A 17,844-nucleotide genomic window follows, 5' to 3' on the forward strand; every position below is an offset into this window, starting at 1 on the left:
ATGATTGATTTTGAATGAATATGGATGTATTATATCTCTTGTGAGGTGATGTAAGTGCTTACTGAAGAAAGACAACAAATTATTTTAGAACAATTAAAATTACATAATATTGTCAAACTCCATGACTTAATTCCATTAACCGGTGCTTCAGAATCTACCTTGCGCCGTGATCTCCAAGATTTAGAGAATTGTCACAAACTTCTAAGAATCCACGGTGGCGCTCAAAACGTGATTTCTTTACATGAAGAACCTGCGCTTTCTCAAAAAGCTGCCGTTCATATCAATGAAAAGAAAATGATTGGTCAAACAGCTGCAAGTCTGGTTCAAAATCATGAGGTCATCTTCCTTGATTCAGGGACAACGATACAATTCATGATTCCTTACTTAATAGAACACAATGACTTGTTAGTTATTACCAATAGTGTCGACAATGCTTCGATGCTAGCCGATTATAACGTGAACACATTTCTTCCTGGTGGAAGATTGAAGTCATCTACCAAAGCTTTGGTTGGAGCAAATATCATTCAAACTTTGGAAAATTATCATTTCGATCGTGCATTTCTAGGTACTAATGGCTTTTCAGTCGACGCCGGCTATACAACGCCTGACCCTGAAGAAGCAGCCATTAAGAGTTTAGCAATTGCCCAATCAAATCAAGCTTATGTTTTATCTGACAGTTCTAAGTTTTCACAAGTCAGCTTTAGTCGCTTTGCTACTCTAGCTGAGGTGCCGTTGATCACAAATAAATTGTTGGAAAAAGAAACAAGCATATTAAATAAGTATACAAAGATAACGGAGGCTATTTAGTTGATTTATACAATTACAGTCAACCCTTCAATTGATTACGTTTTGCAATTGAAGCAATTAAATACCGGTGAAGTTAATCGGACATCAAACGATGTTAAACTTCCTGGTGGTAAAGGCATCAATGTTTCCAGAATTCTAAAGGCTTTAAACATTGATTCAACTGCCTTAGGATTTGTCGGTGGTGCTACTGGTTCAATGTTTGAAGAATTACTTTCACAACATGAACTTAAAACTTCCTTCACGAAGGTCAAAGAAGATACTCGAATCAACGTTAAGATCAATGCTGTCGATCAAAATGAGGAAACTGAAATCAATGGTGCTGGTCCGATGATCAGTGATACTGAAAGACAAAACTTCATGGATAACCTTAATGGCATTGGAAACGGTGATATCGTCATTATGGCTGGTAGCCTTTGCAAAAATCTTGATGCAAAATTTTATTTAGATATTGCTGATACGATACAAAAACAAGGTGCCGAATTCATCATTGATACAACTGGTCAGGCTTTACTAGATACCTTGCCATTGCATCCCTTAGTTGTTAAACCTAATCACCACGAACTAGCTGACTTATTTAACGTAACACTTAATAACGAACAAGAAATTGTAACTTATGCCCGTAAATTATTGGACAAAGGTGCCAAACATGTACTTGTCTCAATGGCCGGTGATGGTGCCCTGTTAGTTACTAAAGACACAGCTTACAAGGCTAACGCACCTAAAGGAACTGTTATTAATTCAGTTGGTGCTGGGGATTCAATGATAGCCGGTTTCGCCGGAACGTTCATGGAAACAAAAGATCCAATCGAAAGCTTCCATATGGGTGCTGCTTGCGGATCAGCTACGGCCTTCAGTCAAGATATTGCCATTAAGACAAAAATTGACGAAGTATATCAAGATATTTCTATTACAGAGCTCTAATCGAGGGGGACTTTTAAAATGGATTTGAAACAATTGCTATTAAAAGACGCCATGATCATGGACTTGAAAGCTACTACTAAAGAGGATGCCATTGATGAAATGGTAGACAAGTACCTTCAAGTCGGTGTGATCGACGATAAAGATTTATATAAAGCTGACATTCTAAAGCGTGAAGCACAAACAAGTACTGGTATCGGTGACGGAATTGCCATGCCACATGCTCGTGACAAGGCCGTTAAGCGTGCCACCGTACTTTTCGCTAAAAGTGCTAAGGGTATCGATTATCAATCATTAGACGGACAACCAGCCTACCTATTCTTCATGATTGCTGCTCCAGATGGTGCCGACAATCTGCATTTGCAAGCATTAGCCGCATTATCATCATTATTAATTAATCCTGAACTTGTTAAGAACTTGAAAGCTGCTAAGACAGTTGATGAAGTTCAATCACTATTCGACAATGCTATGCAAGCAAAAGAAGCTAAGGACAAAGCTGACGAGGCTAAGCAAAAAGCTCAAGAAGCCGCAGTTGAAAACGCTGATGACAGCTCTGAACACAAACCATACGTAGTTGCCGTTACTGCCTGTCCTACCGGTATCGCCCACACATACATGGCTGAAGCTGCTTTGAAAGAACAAGCTGAAAAGATGGGCATCGACATCAAAGTTGAAACTAACGGTTCTGAAGGCGTTAAACACAAACTTACTGCTAGTGAAATCAGACGTGCCGATGGTGTTATCATTGCCGCCGATAAGAAAGTTGACATGCCAAGATTCGATGGTAAACATTTAGTCAACCGTCCAGTTAGTGATGGTATCAATAAAGCCGAAGAATTGATCAACTTAGCTGTTGAAGAAAAGGCTCCTATTTTCCATGCTGAAGGTGGCGCCGTTTCTGATGAAGATGATTCTGCTGAAAAGAAGTCACTTTGGTCAAGAATATACGCTGATTTAATGAATGGTATTTCTAACATGCTTCCATTCGTTGTTGGTGGTGGTATCTTAATGGCTATCTCCTTCTTACTAGAAAGCTCCGTTGGTGCTAATTCACAATGGTTCTTGTTCTTCAATAACGTTGGTAACTATGCTTTCAGTTTCTTGATTCCCGTTTTAGCCGCATACATCGCTGTTTCAATTGGTGATCGTCCTGCCCTATTACCTGGTTTCGTTGGTGGTTATATGGCCTCTCAAGCCACTGCTTCCGTTGTTAGTTCGAAGAGTCCTGCCGGTTTCATTGGCGGTCTACTTGCCGGTTTCATTGCCGGATGGGTTATTGTCTTACTTAAGAAATGGCTCAAGAACTTGCCACACACCTTAGATGGTCTAAAGACTATCTTGATTTACCCAGTTCTAGGCTTATTATTAACTGGCGCTATTATGTACTTCGGTATTGATCCAATTTTCGCTGTTGTTAATGCCGCAATTACTCACTTCCTAGAATCAATGGGTACTGGTAATGCTGTTATCTTAGGTACATTGCTCGGTGGTATGATGTCAATCGATATGGGTGGTCCTTTTAACAAAGCTGCTTACACATTTGCTATTGGTACATTTACAGCTACACATGACGGTGCTTTGATGGCCGCCGTTATGGTTGGTGGTATGATTCCTCCTCTAGCTATTGCCATTGCTACAACCTTCTGGAAAGATAAGTTTACTGAACAAGAAAGACAAGCCGGTCTTTCAAACTATATCTTAGGTTTGTCCTTCATTACTGAAGGTGCAATTCCATTTGCTGCCGGAGATCCATTACACGTTATCGTTTCAAGTGTTATCGGTTCTGCAATCGGTGGTGGTTTGACACAGTTCTGGGGCATAAATGTTCCTGCTCCTCACGGTGGTATCTTCGTTACACCACTTGCTAACAAACCAATGCTTTACTTACTAGCTGTTGCCATTGGTGCCGTAATTTCAGGTGTTATCTATGGTGTTTGGAAACCTGCTAAAAAAAATAATTAAAAAATGAGTTGTACCGTACCTAATGATTCAAACTATTAGGTGCGGTACAACTCATTTTTCGTTTTAATTATCAGGATTATCACCCAAACGTTTAAATGCATGGAGAAGCGATTCTTCAGAGGTTCATTTTCATCAAGTTTTAGTTAAGCCAGATATTACCATTCCTGAATACAGCCAGTATAGCTGATATCGTTGCGATCTTACATGAATGATTCATTTTAGAAAACGAGAAATAATTCCAACAATATTGATATATAGCCCATTACAAGTCAAAATAATTTACATTATATTTACAGCTTATTTACGTTGGATTGTTATTATTTATATTGACTAATGCTAAAGAAGGACAGGAAAAATAAAAGAGCTGATTCTTTATAAAACTTTATTGGGTTTGTTGTCGCTTAATGTGTTGGGTATTTTTATGTTGTCTCCGACAATGGCATATTTAAAATTGCATATATTTAATTTTAGAAATATTCGAAACATTATTTTGACGATACTAATCTCCAGCAGTATTATTTTTCTTACTATTTTTTTTCACATATTATATTACTTAATAATACTGCTCTTTTCAATCTGTATTTGGATTGATTTATACAAGAATAGCCGAAGTAAAAAAACCTAATATACCTACCGTTCTTACATGCCTAGAGCTAATTTATTAAAGCCCGATTTTAAATAATCAGAAGTCTCCATTTTATTATTCCCATCATAAAAAAAATAAACTAGTTGAAAGATCTGAGAGTATTCATTTGTAGCGAAAGTGGCGTTATTGCTTCAGCAATTACACCACCGGGCGTGTTGGAGACTTACCGGGGTTTGGTAAGGCTTCAACCGAGATTCGAGACCGCTTTTTGGCTCGGATTGTTCCGCGCAGCATATGAATACTTTCAGCTCTGGAAACGGCATACATAATTAAACTTTCAACCTTTAAAAACTAGTCAAAAAGAGACTGTCTCACTTGAATAATCAAGGTAGAGACAGCCTCTTTTTCCCATAATCAAGCTCTAGAAAAAACATATTAGCCTTAGCTATGTCCCCCGTTTTTATTTCGATTCATTTTTCTTGCAAACGTTAACCAATTGTTTACCATTAGATGAAATCAAAGGGCGTCATATCAACGTTTCCAACACTTTTAATAGAAATTAGTAAAATATTGATTATAAATATATGTGTATTTTAAATGCTGATATATCTAAACAAAATCGTTTAAAATTTTTCTAAAGCATAAATTTATTGCCTTGAGATTTTTAGAATAAATTATTTAATTAATATCTAAAGGTTCAGAAATTGATTCTAATTTAATGTGAACAATTACAAAAGGTACTGTTGCAATATATTTTATAACCAAAGATTGAAAGTTGAAAAGTTGATAAAACTATTGTTGTTACAGGCCCAGAGCTAATTTATTTAAATAATCAGAAATCTTCATTTTACTGTTCCTGCTATAAACTAGTTGGAAGAGCTGAGAGTATTCATTTGCAACGAAAGTGGTGTAATTGCTTCAGCAATTACACCACCGGGCGTGTTGAAAACTCGCGGGTTTTGCGAGGTTCCAACCGAAGTTCGAGACCGTGCTTTAGCTCGGACCGTTCCGCGCAGCAATTGAATACTCTCAGCTCTGGAAACGGCATACTTAACTAGAATTTCAACCTTTAGTTAACATCTCTAAACACTCCCTAAGAGTAAAAAGTTACGGGTGATTAAAATGAGAGCAAGAAAAAATATCGATACCATGCAAAAATACATCCATGACGCTTTTTTTGAACAAGGTCATTGGCAATTAAAAATCAGACAAACACTAGTTACTATTTTATCGTGGATAATCATGCTAATTCCGATTTATTGGACTCTATCCATGACCGTTTTTGTTGGTGATAGATTAAAAGGACAGCCTTGGTCTGTACCTGAAGGAAAGGAATTATTCAATTTCTTCGGTCATTTCTTAACCAACGCCTTTATCGTCTTAACAATTATCACCATTTCATTTACACTTTATAATAATTACTACACCAAATATCATGTCAAAAAGCATGCAATTTACAATGAGAAAAAGCTCTTTGCTCGGCGTGAGGCTATCAAGGATTTCTATACTTTCAAATTCGGTGATCGTTACTATCGTCGCAACGACATCAGATATTATGTTGTCACTCCCGAAAATAATTTTGAAATTAAAACTATCGACAAAATCTACAGTAAATTCGAGGATACCAAATTATGATTAAAACTGGAATCTCCACTTTTGATACTGTAGCTAACTTTTTTCTATTAATTTTAATTTCATATCCAATTTTGGGATCGTTCTGCTGGTTGATTGGAACGATTTGTTATCAATTCCTCTACGCCCACAGAATCGTAAAATACAAACGAATCGACAAGAGCATGCAGCCTTTTGTTACCATCATGATTCCCGCACACAATGAAGAAATCATGATTGCTGATACTATCAATTATTTGATGACTGAATTGAATTACACCAATTATGAAGTTTTAGTTATTGACGATGGTTCGACTGATAATACGCCTAAAATCCTCAAACAATTAATGTCTCAGTATTCTAATTTAAAAGTCATTCGGATTGAGAAAAATCAAGGTAAAGCTCATGCATTTAATATCGGAATTGCCTTTACAAAAGGTGAATTCATTTTGAGCAATGATGCTGACTCCTTACCTGAACCTGATGCTATTTGGAAGTACATGAATTATTTCAATACCTCCGAGGGTCAAAATATTGCTGCTGTCACTGCCAATATGGACGTCCAGAACCGTGATAGTATCATTTCTAAATCACAGACTGTTGAATTTTCCAGTATCGTAGGAATCATCAAGCGTAGTCAGGTTGGCGTTTTTGGCAATATGTATGCTTACAGTGGCGCTAACACTATGTATCGTCGTGATGCCTTAATTGATGTTGGACTGTTCAGACAAGATCGTGCTACTGAAGATATCAGTATTGCTTGGGATCATCAAACAAGTGGCTGGTCCACAGTCTTCGCTCCAAATATTCTTTTCTATATGAACGTACCGGACAACTTGAAAAGTCTGTACAGCCAAAGAAAACGTTGGGCTAAAGGTGGAACCGAGGTTTGGTTAACAAACTTTTGGAAAATTGTCTTACATCCCTTCAGATATACTAGACAGCTTGCCTTTGTAATTGATCAAACATTCAGTATCATTTGGTCGTTTTTCTACTTTATCAGTCTAGTTTTATTCATTGGCTCAGTAGTCGGCTTCCTATTTACCGGCGATTTCAGGCAAGTAATCTTCCTATTCGCAATGTCGTTTGTCTTTATCACATTTGAAATGTTGGCCGGAATCGTGCAATTGGGGGCTGCCCTACTGGTAGACGAAGAAGGTAAAAAGTTTAAATATTTAATATTCATGCCGTTTTATTCATTAGTCTATTGGCAGGTAAACGCCTTTTCAGTTGTAACAACGTTTATTCCAGCTATCAGAACGATTATGGGCCATGGTCAAGGTACTTGGGAAAGTCCTAAACGTCATAAAAATGTCAAAAGTGATTAACGTCTGTATGTAAATGTGTAATTAAAAACGAGTCATTAATCTCGAAAAGACTCTTTCTTGAATTTGATTAAATTTTGGCCGTCTCCAGGTCTGAGAATATTCACCTGCTATGCGGACCGGTTCGAGCCTGAGAAACGGTCTCTAACCTCGGTTTGAAGCCTTTCCATAGACCGGAAAGTCTCCAAACTCGCCCGGTGGTGTAACAGTAAAGTCCTAACGCCACACCCACAGCTGGTTAATATTCTCAGCCCTTCCGACTAATTGTTTTCTATGTAAATAAAATGATTTCTGATGGATTTGGATTTTTAATCATTTTTAATTATAAGTAAATTGGATAAAAAATAGTTGCATCACACTTAAGGACCCAAATAATTAGGTGTGATACAACTTTTTTTTGCTGATTTTAATATTCAATGATTACGTTTAATAATTATCACAAAAGCTTTAAAGATAATCATTGGGGCACTTCTATAACCAAATCTAAGAAAGAACCCCCCAAAAAATTACTGGATTTATTTTTTCTATAATTACTATCCACCGTAATCTACATCATATTTTGCTCATCACGTGTATAACTGTAATAAAGATCCAACATAATAGATTTATCTTTAGTAGAAATGTCATTCAATGTTTGAACCGCAGTCGCAACCATCAAATCGTCGTCCATTCCTTCTTCAGAATTAAAATATTCTTCCTGAATACCAATGGATTCATCGAACCAATCACCGATCCTGATCACAAACTTATAAAAATCATTATCTTGATTCTTATTCAAATAATCAATTTGAATATCATTGTATAAATCTGCTAAAGCAATAACTTCCGAATATTTCAAGTCATTGACGAAACTAGGTACATCTTTTGCCGTTCTGGCATCTGTTAGTACTTTCACGCTGATACCAGTAATCCGATGAATTTCAACAATTGTAACTGATTCATCATTCAATAACTCGGTGGCTCGATCAATATCAGTTAACATAGTAACTACCTCGCTTTTCGTAAAGTTATACTTAGTTGCTAGTCACATTCTAAAACAAAAGTACTTTTCCTGTCGCTTATTAGCTCTGATATTACGTTAATTTAGCGTAAAGTTTTCTTTACATTGTGTATTTTAAATTTACTTTTCCAAAGTAACATAATCTTTGTTACGGAATTACAAAAAAGATGGACAAAACTACACACCCTTATTAATTTTAATACCACTGCCAAATTGATTTCTAAAATAAGCCGGCGAAATATGATAAACCTTTTTAAAAGTTCTGGAAAAATAATATGGATCACTGAAACCCAAACTCTGAGAAATTTGTTTTACTGATAAATTCGTATTTTGTAAATAATGACTTGCCTGCTTTATCTTGATTGAAGTAATGAACTCATTTGCCCCCATATTCAAATTCTTTTTAAAAATACGACTTAAATAACTGCCTGAAACACCCAAATATTGACCCAACTCTTCCAAAGAAATATGTTTGTCCAAATTATCATATATGTATTGAATCGCTCTCGTCAGGTGTTCATTGCCCATATTTTTCTTTTCCTTTGGTAACTTTGAACGATAAACAATATATGCTAATAACGTCCCTAAAATCTGCGTATCATAGAAAACCGACTCAAATGAAAAGCCAGAAGTCAGCGCCTGAATCATTTGCCAAAATAATGACATTAGATAATTAATTCCATCCTCAGATTTTTCATCCAAATACTCGAAATCAGGTTTGTCCTTATATAACGGTGCCAAATATTCGTCTACTGATTGACCTGAAAAATGAATCCAGAAGATATCCCAGGGATGATTCTTAGAAGCAAAGTAAGTATGCTCTTCGTTCGGGGGCATCAGGATAATAGAACCGCGCGTCATCCTCCAAGTTTTATCCCGAGACTCAACAGTTCCCTCACCTCCGGTACAAAAGATCATGACCCATTCATCTGTTCCGTGTGGACGATGTACATAATGGTACTGAGCATTAGGATAAAATCCTAAATCAGTCCCATATAATTGTTTTAGAATCGAAGACTGATCAAATTCTCTGAGAATTTCTCTTGGCAGAACAATCAAGTACTCATTAGCAAAACCCTCTAACTTTTTCATAGTAAGCCTCCCTTTTAACATCAATTTAATTTATATCTGTACGTTGAAAGATGAAAAATTAATATAACCATTATTATTGCCAGCCTAGAGTTAATTTATTTAAATTAAACATCCTCTTTTATTGTTCCTACCATTAAAGAAATAAATTAGTTGGAAGAACTGGGAGTATTCATTTGCAGCGAGGTTCGAGACCGTACTTTGGCTCGAGCCGTTCCGCGCAGCAATTGAATACTCTCAGTTCTGTAAACAGCAAACTTACCTAACCTTTCAATCTAAAGATAACATCAAAATAAGCTGTTATTAAATTTAAAATCAAATTTGTTCACGATAATCCATCATTAGTCAGTGACTGTGCATTTAAAGTAATCGTTTTCAGTAATATTATATCTTTAGAAAAGTAAAGGAGATCATCTATATATGGATACTGTAATTGATCAAAATAGTACTCTCGTTACTGTTACTGAAAAGAAAATTGTTATTCCAACTTATGAAATTGGTAAACCTGAGAAAAATCCTCTGTTTTTGGAGAACCGTGCTTATCAAGGTAGTAGTGGTAAAGTTTATCCCTACCCTGTCACTGAAAAAATCAAAAATGTTAAAAAGGACAAAACCTACTCAGCTGTGATTCTAGAGAACAAATACGTTCAAATTACCTTTTTACCTGAATTAGGTGGTCGAATTCAACGAATGCTGGATAAGACTAACAACTATGATTTTGTTTATTACAATCACGTCATAAAACAGGCTCTAGTGGGTTTAGCAGGGCCTTGGATTTCCGGTGGTATCGAATTCAATTGGCCACAACATCACCGTCCTGATACTTATTTACCAATTAATTACCGTATCCAAAGCAATTCCAATGGTTCAAAAACCGTTTGGATGAGCGATGTTGACCGCATGCATGGCACGAAAATAAATGTTGGTTTTACCTTGTTCAAGGATAAATCATATTTGAAACTTGAAGAAACCTTCTCAAATCCAACTGAGTTGCCACAAACATTCTTATGGTGGGCTAACCCAGCTGTGCCAGTCAATCAACATACTCAATCCATTTTTCCACCTGATGTTCACGCTGTTTTCGATCACGGTAAACGTGCTGTTTCCACTTTTCCAATCGCAACTGGTGAATACTATAAGATGGATTATTCGGCTGGTGTCGATATTTCCCGCTACAAGAACATTCCCGTTCCGACTTCATATATGGCTGCTCACTCCGACTATGACTTCTTAGGAAATTACGACTATCAAAAAAAGGCTGGGCTCTTGCACGTGGCTGACCATCACATTTCTCCTGGTAAGAAACAATGGACTTGGGGTAATGGTAACTTTGGTAAGGCATGGGACAATCAATTAACTGACGATGATGGTCCTTATATTGAACTAATGGTTGGTACTTTCACTGACAATCAACCCGACTTTACTTGGTTGACCCCACATGAAGAGAAACATTCCGTTGAATACTTCATGCCATATCGCACTGTTGGAGCAGTCAAAAATGCTACTATCGATGGAGCAATCAATTTGGATAAAACCGATAACATTGTTAAAATTTCGGCCTACACTACTGCTGCACACAAAAATGCTAAATTAGTTCTCAAACATAATTCTGAAATAATCAAAGAAATTGTCCTTGATATTGCCCCAAACGAACCTTTTGAAAACCAAGTTACAGATATTAATTATCCACTCAAAGATTTAAGTCTCAGTTTATTAGATGAAAATCAAAATCTTTTAGTCAAATACCTCCCCGAAAAGAAACAGCTTGAAAAGATTCCTGACCCAGCTAAGGCTATCCCTGATCCACAAGCTCTAAAAAATAACGATGAACTGTTCTTTGCTGGTCAACATCTTGAACAATATCGCCACGCTAGTTTTGACCCTAAAGACTATTACCTGGAAGGTTTAAAACGTGATCCACATGATGCTAGAATCAATGATGCTTATGGTTTACTTTTATATCGTAACGGACTCTTTGCCGAAAGTGAGAAATACTTTAGAATTGCTATTGCACGGACAAATGAACACAACACTAACCCAGCTTCAGGTTCGGCAATGTATCATTTGGGACTATGTCTCTTGAAGCAAGGCAAGCCTAATTTTGCCTATGACGCTTTTTACAAAGCAACTTGGTCTAATGACACCAAGGCTATCAGTTTCTTTGAGATGGCTAAAATAGCTGTTCAAAGACATGACTATAAAAAGGCCTATAGTTTCACTAAACAAGCTTTAAATTACAACTATCAAGATAGTATGACTAGATTAGTGGCGATTCATATCCTGAACTTGTTGTATCAGACTAAAGCTGCACAGGAATTATTATCCCAAAGTTTACTAATTGATCCATTAAATCTTGGTTTACTTTACGAAGCAAAAAAAATGAATCCGAACAACGAAGACTATGCGAAACGCTATGTTAACGTCAGTGATAAATTAAATGATATTTTACATTTAGCCACATTATTCATTGAAATGGGTCAATATGTTGATGCTATTCAAATTCTAGATTCTAATGACTGTAAAAATCCATTGAAAGAATATTATCTGGCTTATACATATGAATTAAATCAAGCCCCAACGTCCGCCCTTACCCATGCTAAGATTGGAGCTTCACTTTCTCCAGACTATATTTTCCCTAACAATTTATTTGATATCGTTGTTTTGGAAAAAATCATCAACTTAAATCCCAGTGATGGTTTAGCCAACTACTATCTAGGAAATATCAATTATGATCGTAAAAATTATAATTTAGCTCAAACTTATTGGGAAAAATGTACGAAACTAAATTCTGACTATGCAATGGCCTACCGTAATTTGGCAATTAAGTACTTTAATAAAAATAACGATACCTCAAGTGCCCTTATCGCTCTTGAAAAAGCTTTCCAATTAGACCCTGAAAATGCTCGTCTAATCTTTGAATTGGATAATCTCTACGAAAAATTGAATCGACCAATCAACCAACGTTTAAATTTCCTAGAAAAGCACGCAGATTTGGTTGCTGCTAGAGATGACAGTTACACGCAATTAATTACTTTGCTCAACGAAACTGGTGAATTTCAACAAGCCTATGATAAAATTATGGCGCACAACTTCCATCCTTGGGAAGGTGGCGAGGGTAAAGTAAGTACTCAATACAAGTATTCGTTGGTTGAATTAGCAAAAATTGACTTAGATAATAATGAACCAACAGCGGCTATCGACAAGTTAACTAAAGCTCTAACTTACCCAGAGAATATCGGTGAAGGCAAACTGGTAACAATGCATGACAATATTGTTGAATATTACTTAGGTCTCGCTTATAAAACTGCCAATAAGTCAGATCAAGCGAAATATTATTTGACTGAAGCTACTAAAGGTATCGACGAACCAACAAATATGATGTATTATAACGACCAACCGGCCGATTCACTCTTCTATCAAGGATTAGCTTTTGAACAGTTGGGGCAAAGCAAAAATGCAATTACTAGATATCACAAATTAATCACTTATGGTGAAAAGCACATTTTTGATAAGATCTCGCCAGACTACTTTGCTGTTTCCCTACCTGATTCACAGTTATTCGATGAAGATTATCAAGAAAAGAATCAACTTAGTTGCTACTACTTAATTGGCTTAGGTTACCTAGGGTTAAATAAATCTGCTGATGCGACGGCAATGTTTGCCAAAGTAAACGAATTAACTAATCACTTTCAATCAATTAAACATTTGGAGAAATTTCAAAAATGATGATAAATATTTCAACTGACAATTACAATCAAAATAAAACTGAAATAACACTACAGAATTCCAACGGAATGATTGTTAAACTGTTAAATCATGGTGCCACACTTGAGAAAATACTTTTACCTAGCAAAAATGGCGATTCACGAAATGTCATCCTAAGCCTGAATTCACCTAGCGATTATGACAAGGAAAGAAACTATTTAGGTGGTACCGTCGGCCGTGTTATTGGTCGGATGAAAGATGGAATTTGGCAAAAAGCTAACGGAGAAAATATGCAATTTGAGTTGAACGAAGATAATCGAACGCACGCTCACGGTGGCACCTACGGATTGGATACACAAACTTTTGAATACCAAACAGAAAAGACCGAAGACACTTGTAGTGTGATCTTCACTTATCTCGATTCTGATGGTCATAATGGATATCCAGGAAACTTGAATGTGACAGTAAAATACACGCTCGACAATACTAATAAACTTACTTATTCGGTTTCGGCAACTACTGATAAAACGACCCTCTGTAATATTGCCAATCATACGTATTTTTGCTTAGATGGACCAAATACGAACGTTAAAGATACAACGCTGAAAATACCTGCTGACACTTATCTAACGTTGGATGAGCAACACATACCTCTAAAAAATACAGCACCGGTTGAAAATACTTGCTTTGATTTTAAAAATGGTGCACCTATCGCCCAGGCACTTGATAGCTCAGATCAGCAAATTCAGCAAGAAAACGGTCTCAATCATCCATTTATAATAAATAACAAAGAAGCTGTATCCTTAGAGTCATCTGATAAAAAGGTCAAAATGACCATGCACACGAATGCACCAGCCGTCGTAACATATACTGGAAATCACTTTAATCACACAGGATATGCAAAGAACTTAGGACAATATTGTGGAATTGCACTGGAAGCTCAAATCCCACCAAGTGCAACACATGATCTAAGTTCCATAGTTTTGACTCCTGCTGATACATTCCACAGAGAAGTGACATGGGGCTTTGACTACAACCTTTAAATTTCTGAAGGTTGAAAGGTGAAAAACTAATATAACCATTGTTGTTACAGGCATAGAACAAATTTATTTAAATAAGAAGGAGTTTTCATTTTATTCGTTCCTGCCATGAAAAAATAAACTAGTTGGAAGAGCTGAGAGTATTCATTTGCAGCGAAAGTGGCGTTAGAGCTTTAGCTCTTACACCACCGGGCGAGTTGAAGACTCGCGGGTTTTTCGAGGCTTCAGCCGAGGTTCGAGACCGCACTTTGGCTCGGGCCGTTCCGCGCAGCAAATGAATACTCTCAGCTCTGGAAACGGCATACTTGCCTAAACTTTCAACCTTTAGTTAAATTTAAAAAAGTATTAGAAATGAAGTTCATAAACCTCATTTCTAATACTTTTTTGATTGTAATTATATTATTAAATCAGAAATTACTTAGTTTCTTTGTGTTCCTTAAGATAATCTTGAGCCCACTTCAAATACTTAGCGTCTTCAGCGGCATCTTGTGATGTTAAAATCTCAGGACCATTTTCCGTAATAGCTAAAGTGTGTTCATATTGAGCTGACCATGAACCATCAGCACTGGCATAATAAATCCAGTCATCTTTAGGGTCTTTTAGTGAACGGTCAACAATTTCCCAAGTACCTTCATTGATCATTGGTTCAATTGTAATAGTCATTCCATTCTTCAAACGTAAACCTTTACCTGGTTCACCATAGTGCAAGACATCAGGTTCTTCATGCATTGTAGGTCCAATTCCGTGTCCACAAAGATCCCGAACGTCCCCATAGCCATGTTCATCTTCAGTATAGTGTTGAATGGCGTAACCAATATCACCTAAACGATTGCCTTCAATACTTTGAGCAATACCTAAGTAAAGTGACTTCTTAGTAACTTCCATTAGGTCAGATGTTTCTTGACTAACTGAACCAACGCCGTAACTCCAACAAGAATCACTTTCGTAACCCTTATAGTTAACGGTCATATCAACTTTAACAATGTCGCCTTCTTCTAAAATCAAACCTTTTCTAGGTGTACCATGAGCAACTTCGTCATTAACGTCGATACATGTAGCGTACTTATAACCTTCAAAGCCTTTTTCAGAAGGAGTAGCACCATGGCTAACAATGTAGTCATTGGCAAACTCTTCAATTGAAAGCGCTGAAATTCCAGGCTTGATCATATCACGTAATCCCAAATGGACTCCGGCCAAAATCTTACCAGATTCACGCATTCTTTCAATTTCTCGTTCTGATTTTAATGTAATCATATAATAAATATCCCCCAACTATCCTTTATGGTATTTTTTATGAAAATCGGTACTTGCTAATGTGATTTTAATAGTTTGTGCTGTCGTCTTAGGAATTCCAATATCAGTCAATTGTTCAATACTAGCTTCCTTCATCTTCTTAACCGAACCAAACTTCTTTAACAACTTGGTTCTAGTCTTAGGACCAACGCCTTGAATATTATCTAATTGCGATGACAAAGCATTTTTACTTCTCGTCTTACGATGGAAAGTAATAGCAAAACGGTGAACTTCATCTTGAATTCTCTGCAAGAGATAGAAGCCTTGACTCTTTCGATCCAAAGGCACTTCAATTCCGTCCTCACCAACAATCAAATGCGACGTATTATGGTGATCATCCTTGACCATCCCTGCAACTGGAATATCAATACCAAGCTCATTGTTCAAGACATCCATAACAGCACGCAATTCAATGATACCACCATCCATTAAAATTAAATCTGGCAATGGGTCTTTTTCTTTGATCAAACGTGAATAACGTCGATAAATTACTTCACGCGTATTGGCAGCTTCATCAGCACCCGATTGATGTTCAACTTCACCTTTAATTTTATACTTCCGATAACCACTCTTTTCAGGCCGACCATCTTGAAACATAATCATTGCTGAAACTGGGCTAGTTCCTTGGATATGTGAGTGGTCAAATGATTCAATAACGTGACCATATGGCAAATCCAGTGCCTCAAAAATTTGTTTTTGAGCACCATATGTCTGACGATTATCCAGTTCCATCAAACGGAATTTCTCCTGCAGAACTAATTTAGAATTATCAGCCGCCATATCCATTAGATCTTTCTTTTGACCACGCTGTGGTGTTCGGAACGGAATATTCAAAACTTGCGAGAGTGTTTTTTTATCTAAATTATCAGGCACCAAAATTTCTTTAGGCATAACCTGATTGCGACGATTATAAAATTGCAGAATAAACGTCGACAACTCTTCTTCTGGGCTATTGATGCAAGCAAAAACCTTTTTTTCACGCTTCATCAAACGTGCTTGTCTAATGAAGAAAATTTGAATGGAGATCCACCCTTTTTCAACATAATAATTAAAAATATCACGTGGTGTGCTGTCATTAGAAATAATTTTCTGCTTTTCTACAGTCGTTTCGATATATTTAATTTGATCCCGTAATTCAGCAGCACGTTCAAATTCCATTGAATCTGAGGCCTTCGACATTCTATCTTCAAGTTGGTGCTTGATCTCAGCAACATTACCGCCAAGAAATCGTTTAATTTTTTCAATTTGTTCATCATATTTTTCTTTAGGAACGGTCTGAAAACATGCTCCTAGACATTGCCCCATATGGTAATACAAGCAAGGTCTCCCGAGGTTACCTTGACATCTGCGTAACGGATAAACCTTTTGTAAGAAATTCAGCGTATTAGAAGCCGCCCAAACATTTGGATAGGGACCAAAGTAATATGCGCCATCCTTCTTAACAAGACCGGTAATTTCCATTTTAGGATCACGTTCATTAGTAATCTTAATATAGGGATACCCAGTACCACGTTTCAACTTGATATTGTAATATGGTTGGTGTTTTTGAATTAAGGTTATTTCCAACAAAAAGGCTTCCTTATCATTGGAAGTAATAATGGTTTCAAAATCACGGATTTCCGAAACAAGTCGGGCAGTTTTACCTTCATGTGAGCTCTTAAAATATGAACGAACACGGTTTTTTAAATTTTTGGCTTTACCAACATAAATAATTTTTGAGTTGATATCCTTCATCAGATAACAACCAGGCCGCGGTGGCAAAAGGCTTAACTTATGTTCCAAATATTCAGTGGCCATCGGTATCCCTCCCTCAAAATGCTATAGACTTATTTAATCTTAATTTAAACAATTTAATTGTCAACTTTAATGCAACCATATGTTCTATTATACAATTATTTTTTTAGCATAACTTGTTGGTCTGATTAATTATCCTGTCTCTCAAATTAAAAAATATTCAAGTGCTTAACATGATTATAAAATTTACTACTGATTTCAAACAAAATTATGCGGCAATTCCTATTGTTCTCAATTCTATAATAATCAAACAAAGCAGTCACAAAAATGTTTATATAATTAAATGTTTACTTGTGTTTGTATTTTATGCAGAAAGTCATTAAGGATTATACGGAAAAAGAATGGTTAAAAGGCTAGAAATTGTTTCTTAAATTCCCCATTCCAGGTAAGCTAAAAAAAGTAAAAAATTGATACTGATCGAAATTCCCAATAAAAAAAGTAGATGACACCAGATGAAAAAGAGATTAAAGATTAGTAGTATTGCTGCACTGATGTTATTTGCAGGTTTTACGACATATTATGTAAATAGTGTCAAATCAAAAAGTATAACTAATGAGCACGTTATGTCGAAGAAAAAAAATAAGTCTTCAAAAAAGTTTATTAATAAAAAAAGTGCTGAACAAATTAATCATAAATTTTATAGTCATGAAAAGGTTAAACAAGGTGCTGAAATGTCTTTTGTAGGGTAACCGTCCACCTTTTCTAAAATGGTCG

At 36.3% G+C, this 17,844-nt stretch carries 12 protein-coding genes; 8 read left to right on the forward strand and 4 right to left on the reverse strand.

Features of this window, described 5'->3' with window-relative positions; genetic code table 11:
- Nucleotides 1–54 precede the first annotated feature (54 nt).
- The 5 genes from FFM71_RS01470 (at nucleotide 55) to FFM71_RS01490 (ending at nucleotide 7,212) form a co-directional block, all read left to right on the forward strand.
- A complete protein-coding gene (locus FFM71_RS01470; RefSeq protein WP_137610415.1) occupies nucleotides 55–807 on the forward strand; it encodes a DeoR/GlpR family DNA-binding transcription regulator in 753 nt (250 codons plus the stop codon).
- Nucleotides 808–1,728, forward strand: coding sequence for a 1-phosphofructokinase (gene pfkB / locus FFM71_RS01475; protein WP_137610416.1), 921 nt, complete (start codon nucleotides 808–810; stop codon nucleotides 1,726–1,728). It abuts the gene before it with no gap.
- 18 nt (nucleotides 1,729–1,746) lie between these two features.
- Nucleotides 1,747–3,687, forward strand: a complete 1,941-nt coding sequence (locus tag FFM71_RS01480) for a PTS fructose transporter subunit IIABC (RefSeq protein WP_137610417.1) — start codon at nucleotides 1,747–1,749, stop codon at nucleotides 3,685–3,687.
- Between the two features lie 1,708 nt (nucleotides 3,688–5,395).
- Nucleotides 5,396–5,908 (forward strand): hypothetical protein, encoded by a 513-nt coding sequence (locus FFM71_RS01485; RefSeq protein ID WP_137610418.1) that lies wholly within the window; start codon nucleotides 5,396–5,398, stop codon nucleotides 5,906–5,908.
- Complete coding sequence (locus FFM71_RS01490; RefSeq protein ID WP_137610419.1) at nucleotides 5,905–7,212, forward strand: glycosyltransferase family 2 protein; 1,308 nt, start codon at nucleotides 5,905–5,907, stop codon at nucleotides 7,210–7,212. The genes FFM71_RS01485 and FFM71_RS01490 overlap by 4 nt, the downstream gene beginning before the upstream one ends.
- A gap of 544 nt (nucleotides 7,213–7,756) precedes the next feature.
- Here FFM71_RS01490 and FFM71_RS01495 read toward each other — a convergent pair.
- Both FFM71_RS01495 and FFM71_RS01500 read right to left on the reverse strand, forming a co-directional pair.
- Nucleotides 7,757–8,191, reverse strand: a complete 435-nt coding sequence (locus tag FFM71_RS01495) for a hypothetical protein (RefSeq protein WP_137610420.1) — start codon at nucleotides 8,189–8,191, stop codon at nucleotides 7,757–7,759.
- A 195-nt stretch (nucleotides 8,192–8,386) separates the two neighbouring features.
- The gene (locus FFM71_RS01500; protein ID WP_137610421.1) at nucleotides 8,387–9,301 is read right to left on the reverse strand and encodes an AraC family transcriptional regulator; all 915 of its coding nucleotides are present in this window, start codon (nucleotides 9,299–9,301) and stop codon (nucleotides 8,387–8,389) included.
- 417 nt (nucleotides 9,302–9,718) lie between these two features.
- On the opposite strand from FFM71_RS01500, the gene FFM71_RS01505 reads away from it, so the two are divergent.
- Together FFM71_RS01505 and FFM71_RS01510 are read left to right on the forward strand one after the other, a co-directional pair.
- Nucleotides 9,719–13,024 (forward strand): DUF5107 domain-containing protein, encoded by a 3,306-nt coding sequence (locus FFM71_RS01505; RefSeq protein ID WP_137610422.1) that lies wholly within the window; start codon nucleotides 9,719–9,721, stop codon nucleotides 13,022–13,024.
- Nucleotides 13,021–14,046 (forward strand): aldose epimerase family protein, encoded by a 1,026-nt coding sequence (locus FFM71_RS01510; protein WP_137610423.1) that lies wholly within the window; start codon nucleotides 13,021–13,023, stop codon nucleotides 14,044–14,046. The genes FFM71_RS01505 and FFM71_RS01510 overlap by 4 nt, the downstream gene beginning before the upstream one ends.
- Nucleotides 14,047–14,457: 411 nt before the next feature.
- Here FFM71_RS01510 and map read toward each other — a convergent pair whose 3' ends face one another.
- Nucleotides 14,458–15,297, reverse strand: a complete 840-nt coding sequence (gene map, locus FFM71_RS01515) for a type I methionyl aminopeptidase (RefSeq protein WP_137610424.1) — start codon at nucleotides 15,295–15,297, stop codon at nucleotides 14,458–14,460.
- 18 nt (nucleotides 15,298–15,315) lie between these two features.
- A complete protein-coding gene (uvrC, locus tag FFM71_RS01520; protein WP_137610425.1) occupies nucleotides 15,316–17,133 on the reverse strand; it encodes an excinuclease ABC subunit UvrC in 1,818 nt (605 codons plus the stop codon).
- 449 nt (nucleotides 17,134–17,582) lie between these two features.
- On the opposite strand from uvrC, the gene FFM71_RS01525 reads away from it, so the two are divergent.
- Nucleotides 17,583–17,819, forward strand: a complete 237-nt coding sequence (locus tag FFM71_RS01525) for a hypothetical protein (RefSeq protein ID WP_137610426.1) — start codon at nucleotides 17,583–17,585, stop codon at nucleotides 17,817–17,819.
- Nucleotides 17,820–17,844: the final 25 nt, after the last annotated feature.

It is taken from the genome of Companilactobacillus huachuanensis (assembly GCF_005404815.1).
GTDB lineage: Bacteria > Bacillota > Bacilli > Lactobacillales > Lactobacillaceae > Companilactobacillus > Companilactobacillus huachuanensis.

What these genes read in the sequence shown, in the direction of transcription:
- FFM71_RS01480 (WP_137610417.1), top strand. Translation starts at nt 1,747, where the DNA reads ATGGATTTGAAACAATTGCTATTAAAAGACGCCATGATCATGGACTTG.
- FFM71_RS01485 (WP_137610418.1), top strand. Translation starts at nt 5,396, where the DNA reads ATGAGAGCAAGAAAAAATATCGATACCATGCAAAAATACATCCATGAC.
- FFM71_RS01490 (WP_137610419.1), top strand. Translation starts at nt 5,905, where the DNA reads ATGATTAAAACTGGAATCTCCACTTTTGATACTGTAGCTAACTTTTTT.
- FFM71_RS01495 (WP_137610420.1), bottom strand. Translation starts at nt 8,191, where the DNA reads ATGTTAACTGATATTGATCGAGCCACCGAGTTATTGAATGATGAATCA.
- FFM71_RS01500 (WP_137610421.1), bottom strand. Translation starts at nt 9,301, where the DNA reads ATGAAAAAGTTAGAGGGTTTTGCTAATGAGTACTTGATTGTTCTGCCA.
- FFM71_RS01505 (WP_137610422.1), top strand. Translation starts at nt 9,719, where the DNA reads ATGGATACTGTAATTGATCAAAATAGTACTCTCGTTACTGTTACTGAA.
- FFM71_RS01510 (WP_137610423.1), top strand. Translation starts at nt 13,021, where the DNA reads ATGATGATAAATATTTCAACTGACAATTACAATCAAAATAAAACTGAA.
- map (WP_137610424.1), bottom strand. Translation starts at nt 15,297, where the DNA reads ATGATTACATTAAAATCAGAACGAGAAATTGAAAGAATGCGTGAATCT.
- uvrC (WP_137610425.1), bottom strand. Translation starts at nt 17,133, where the DNA reads ATGGCCACTGAATATTTGGAACATAAGTTAAGCCTTTTGCCACCGCGG.
- FFM71_RS01525 (WP_137610426.1), top strand. Translation starts at nt 17,583, where the DNA reads ATGAAAAAGAGATTAAAGATTAGTAGTATTGCTGCACTGATGTTATTT.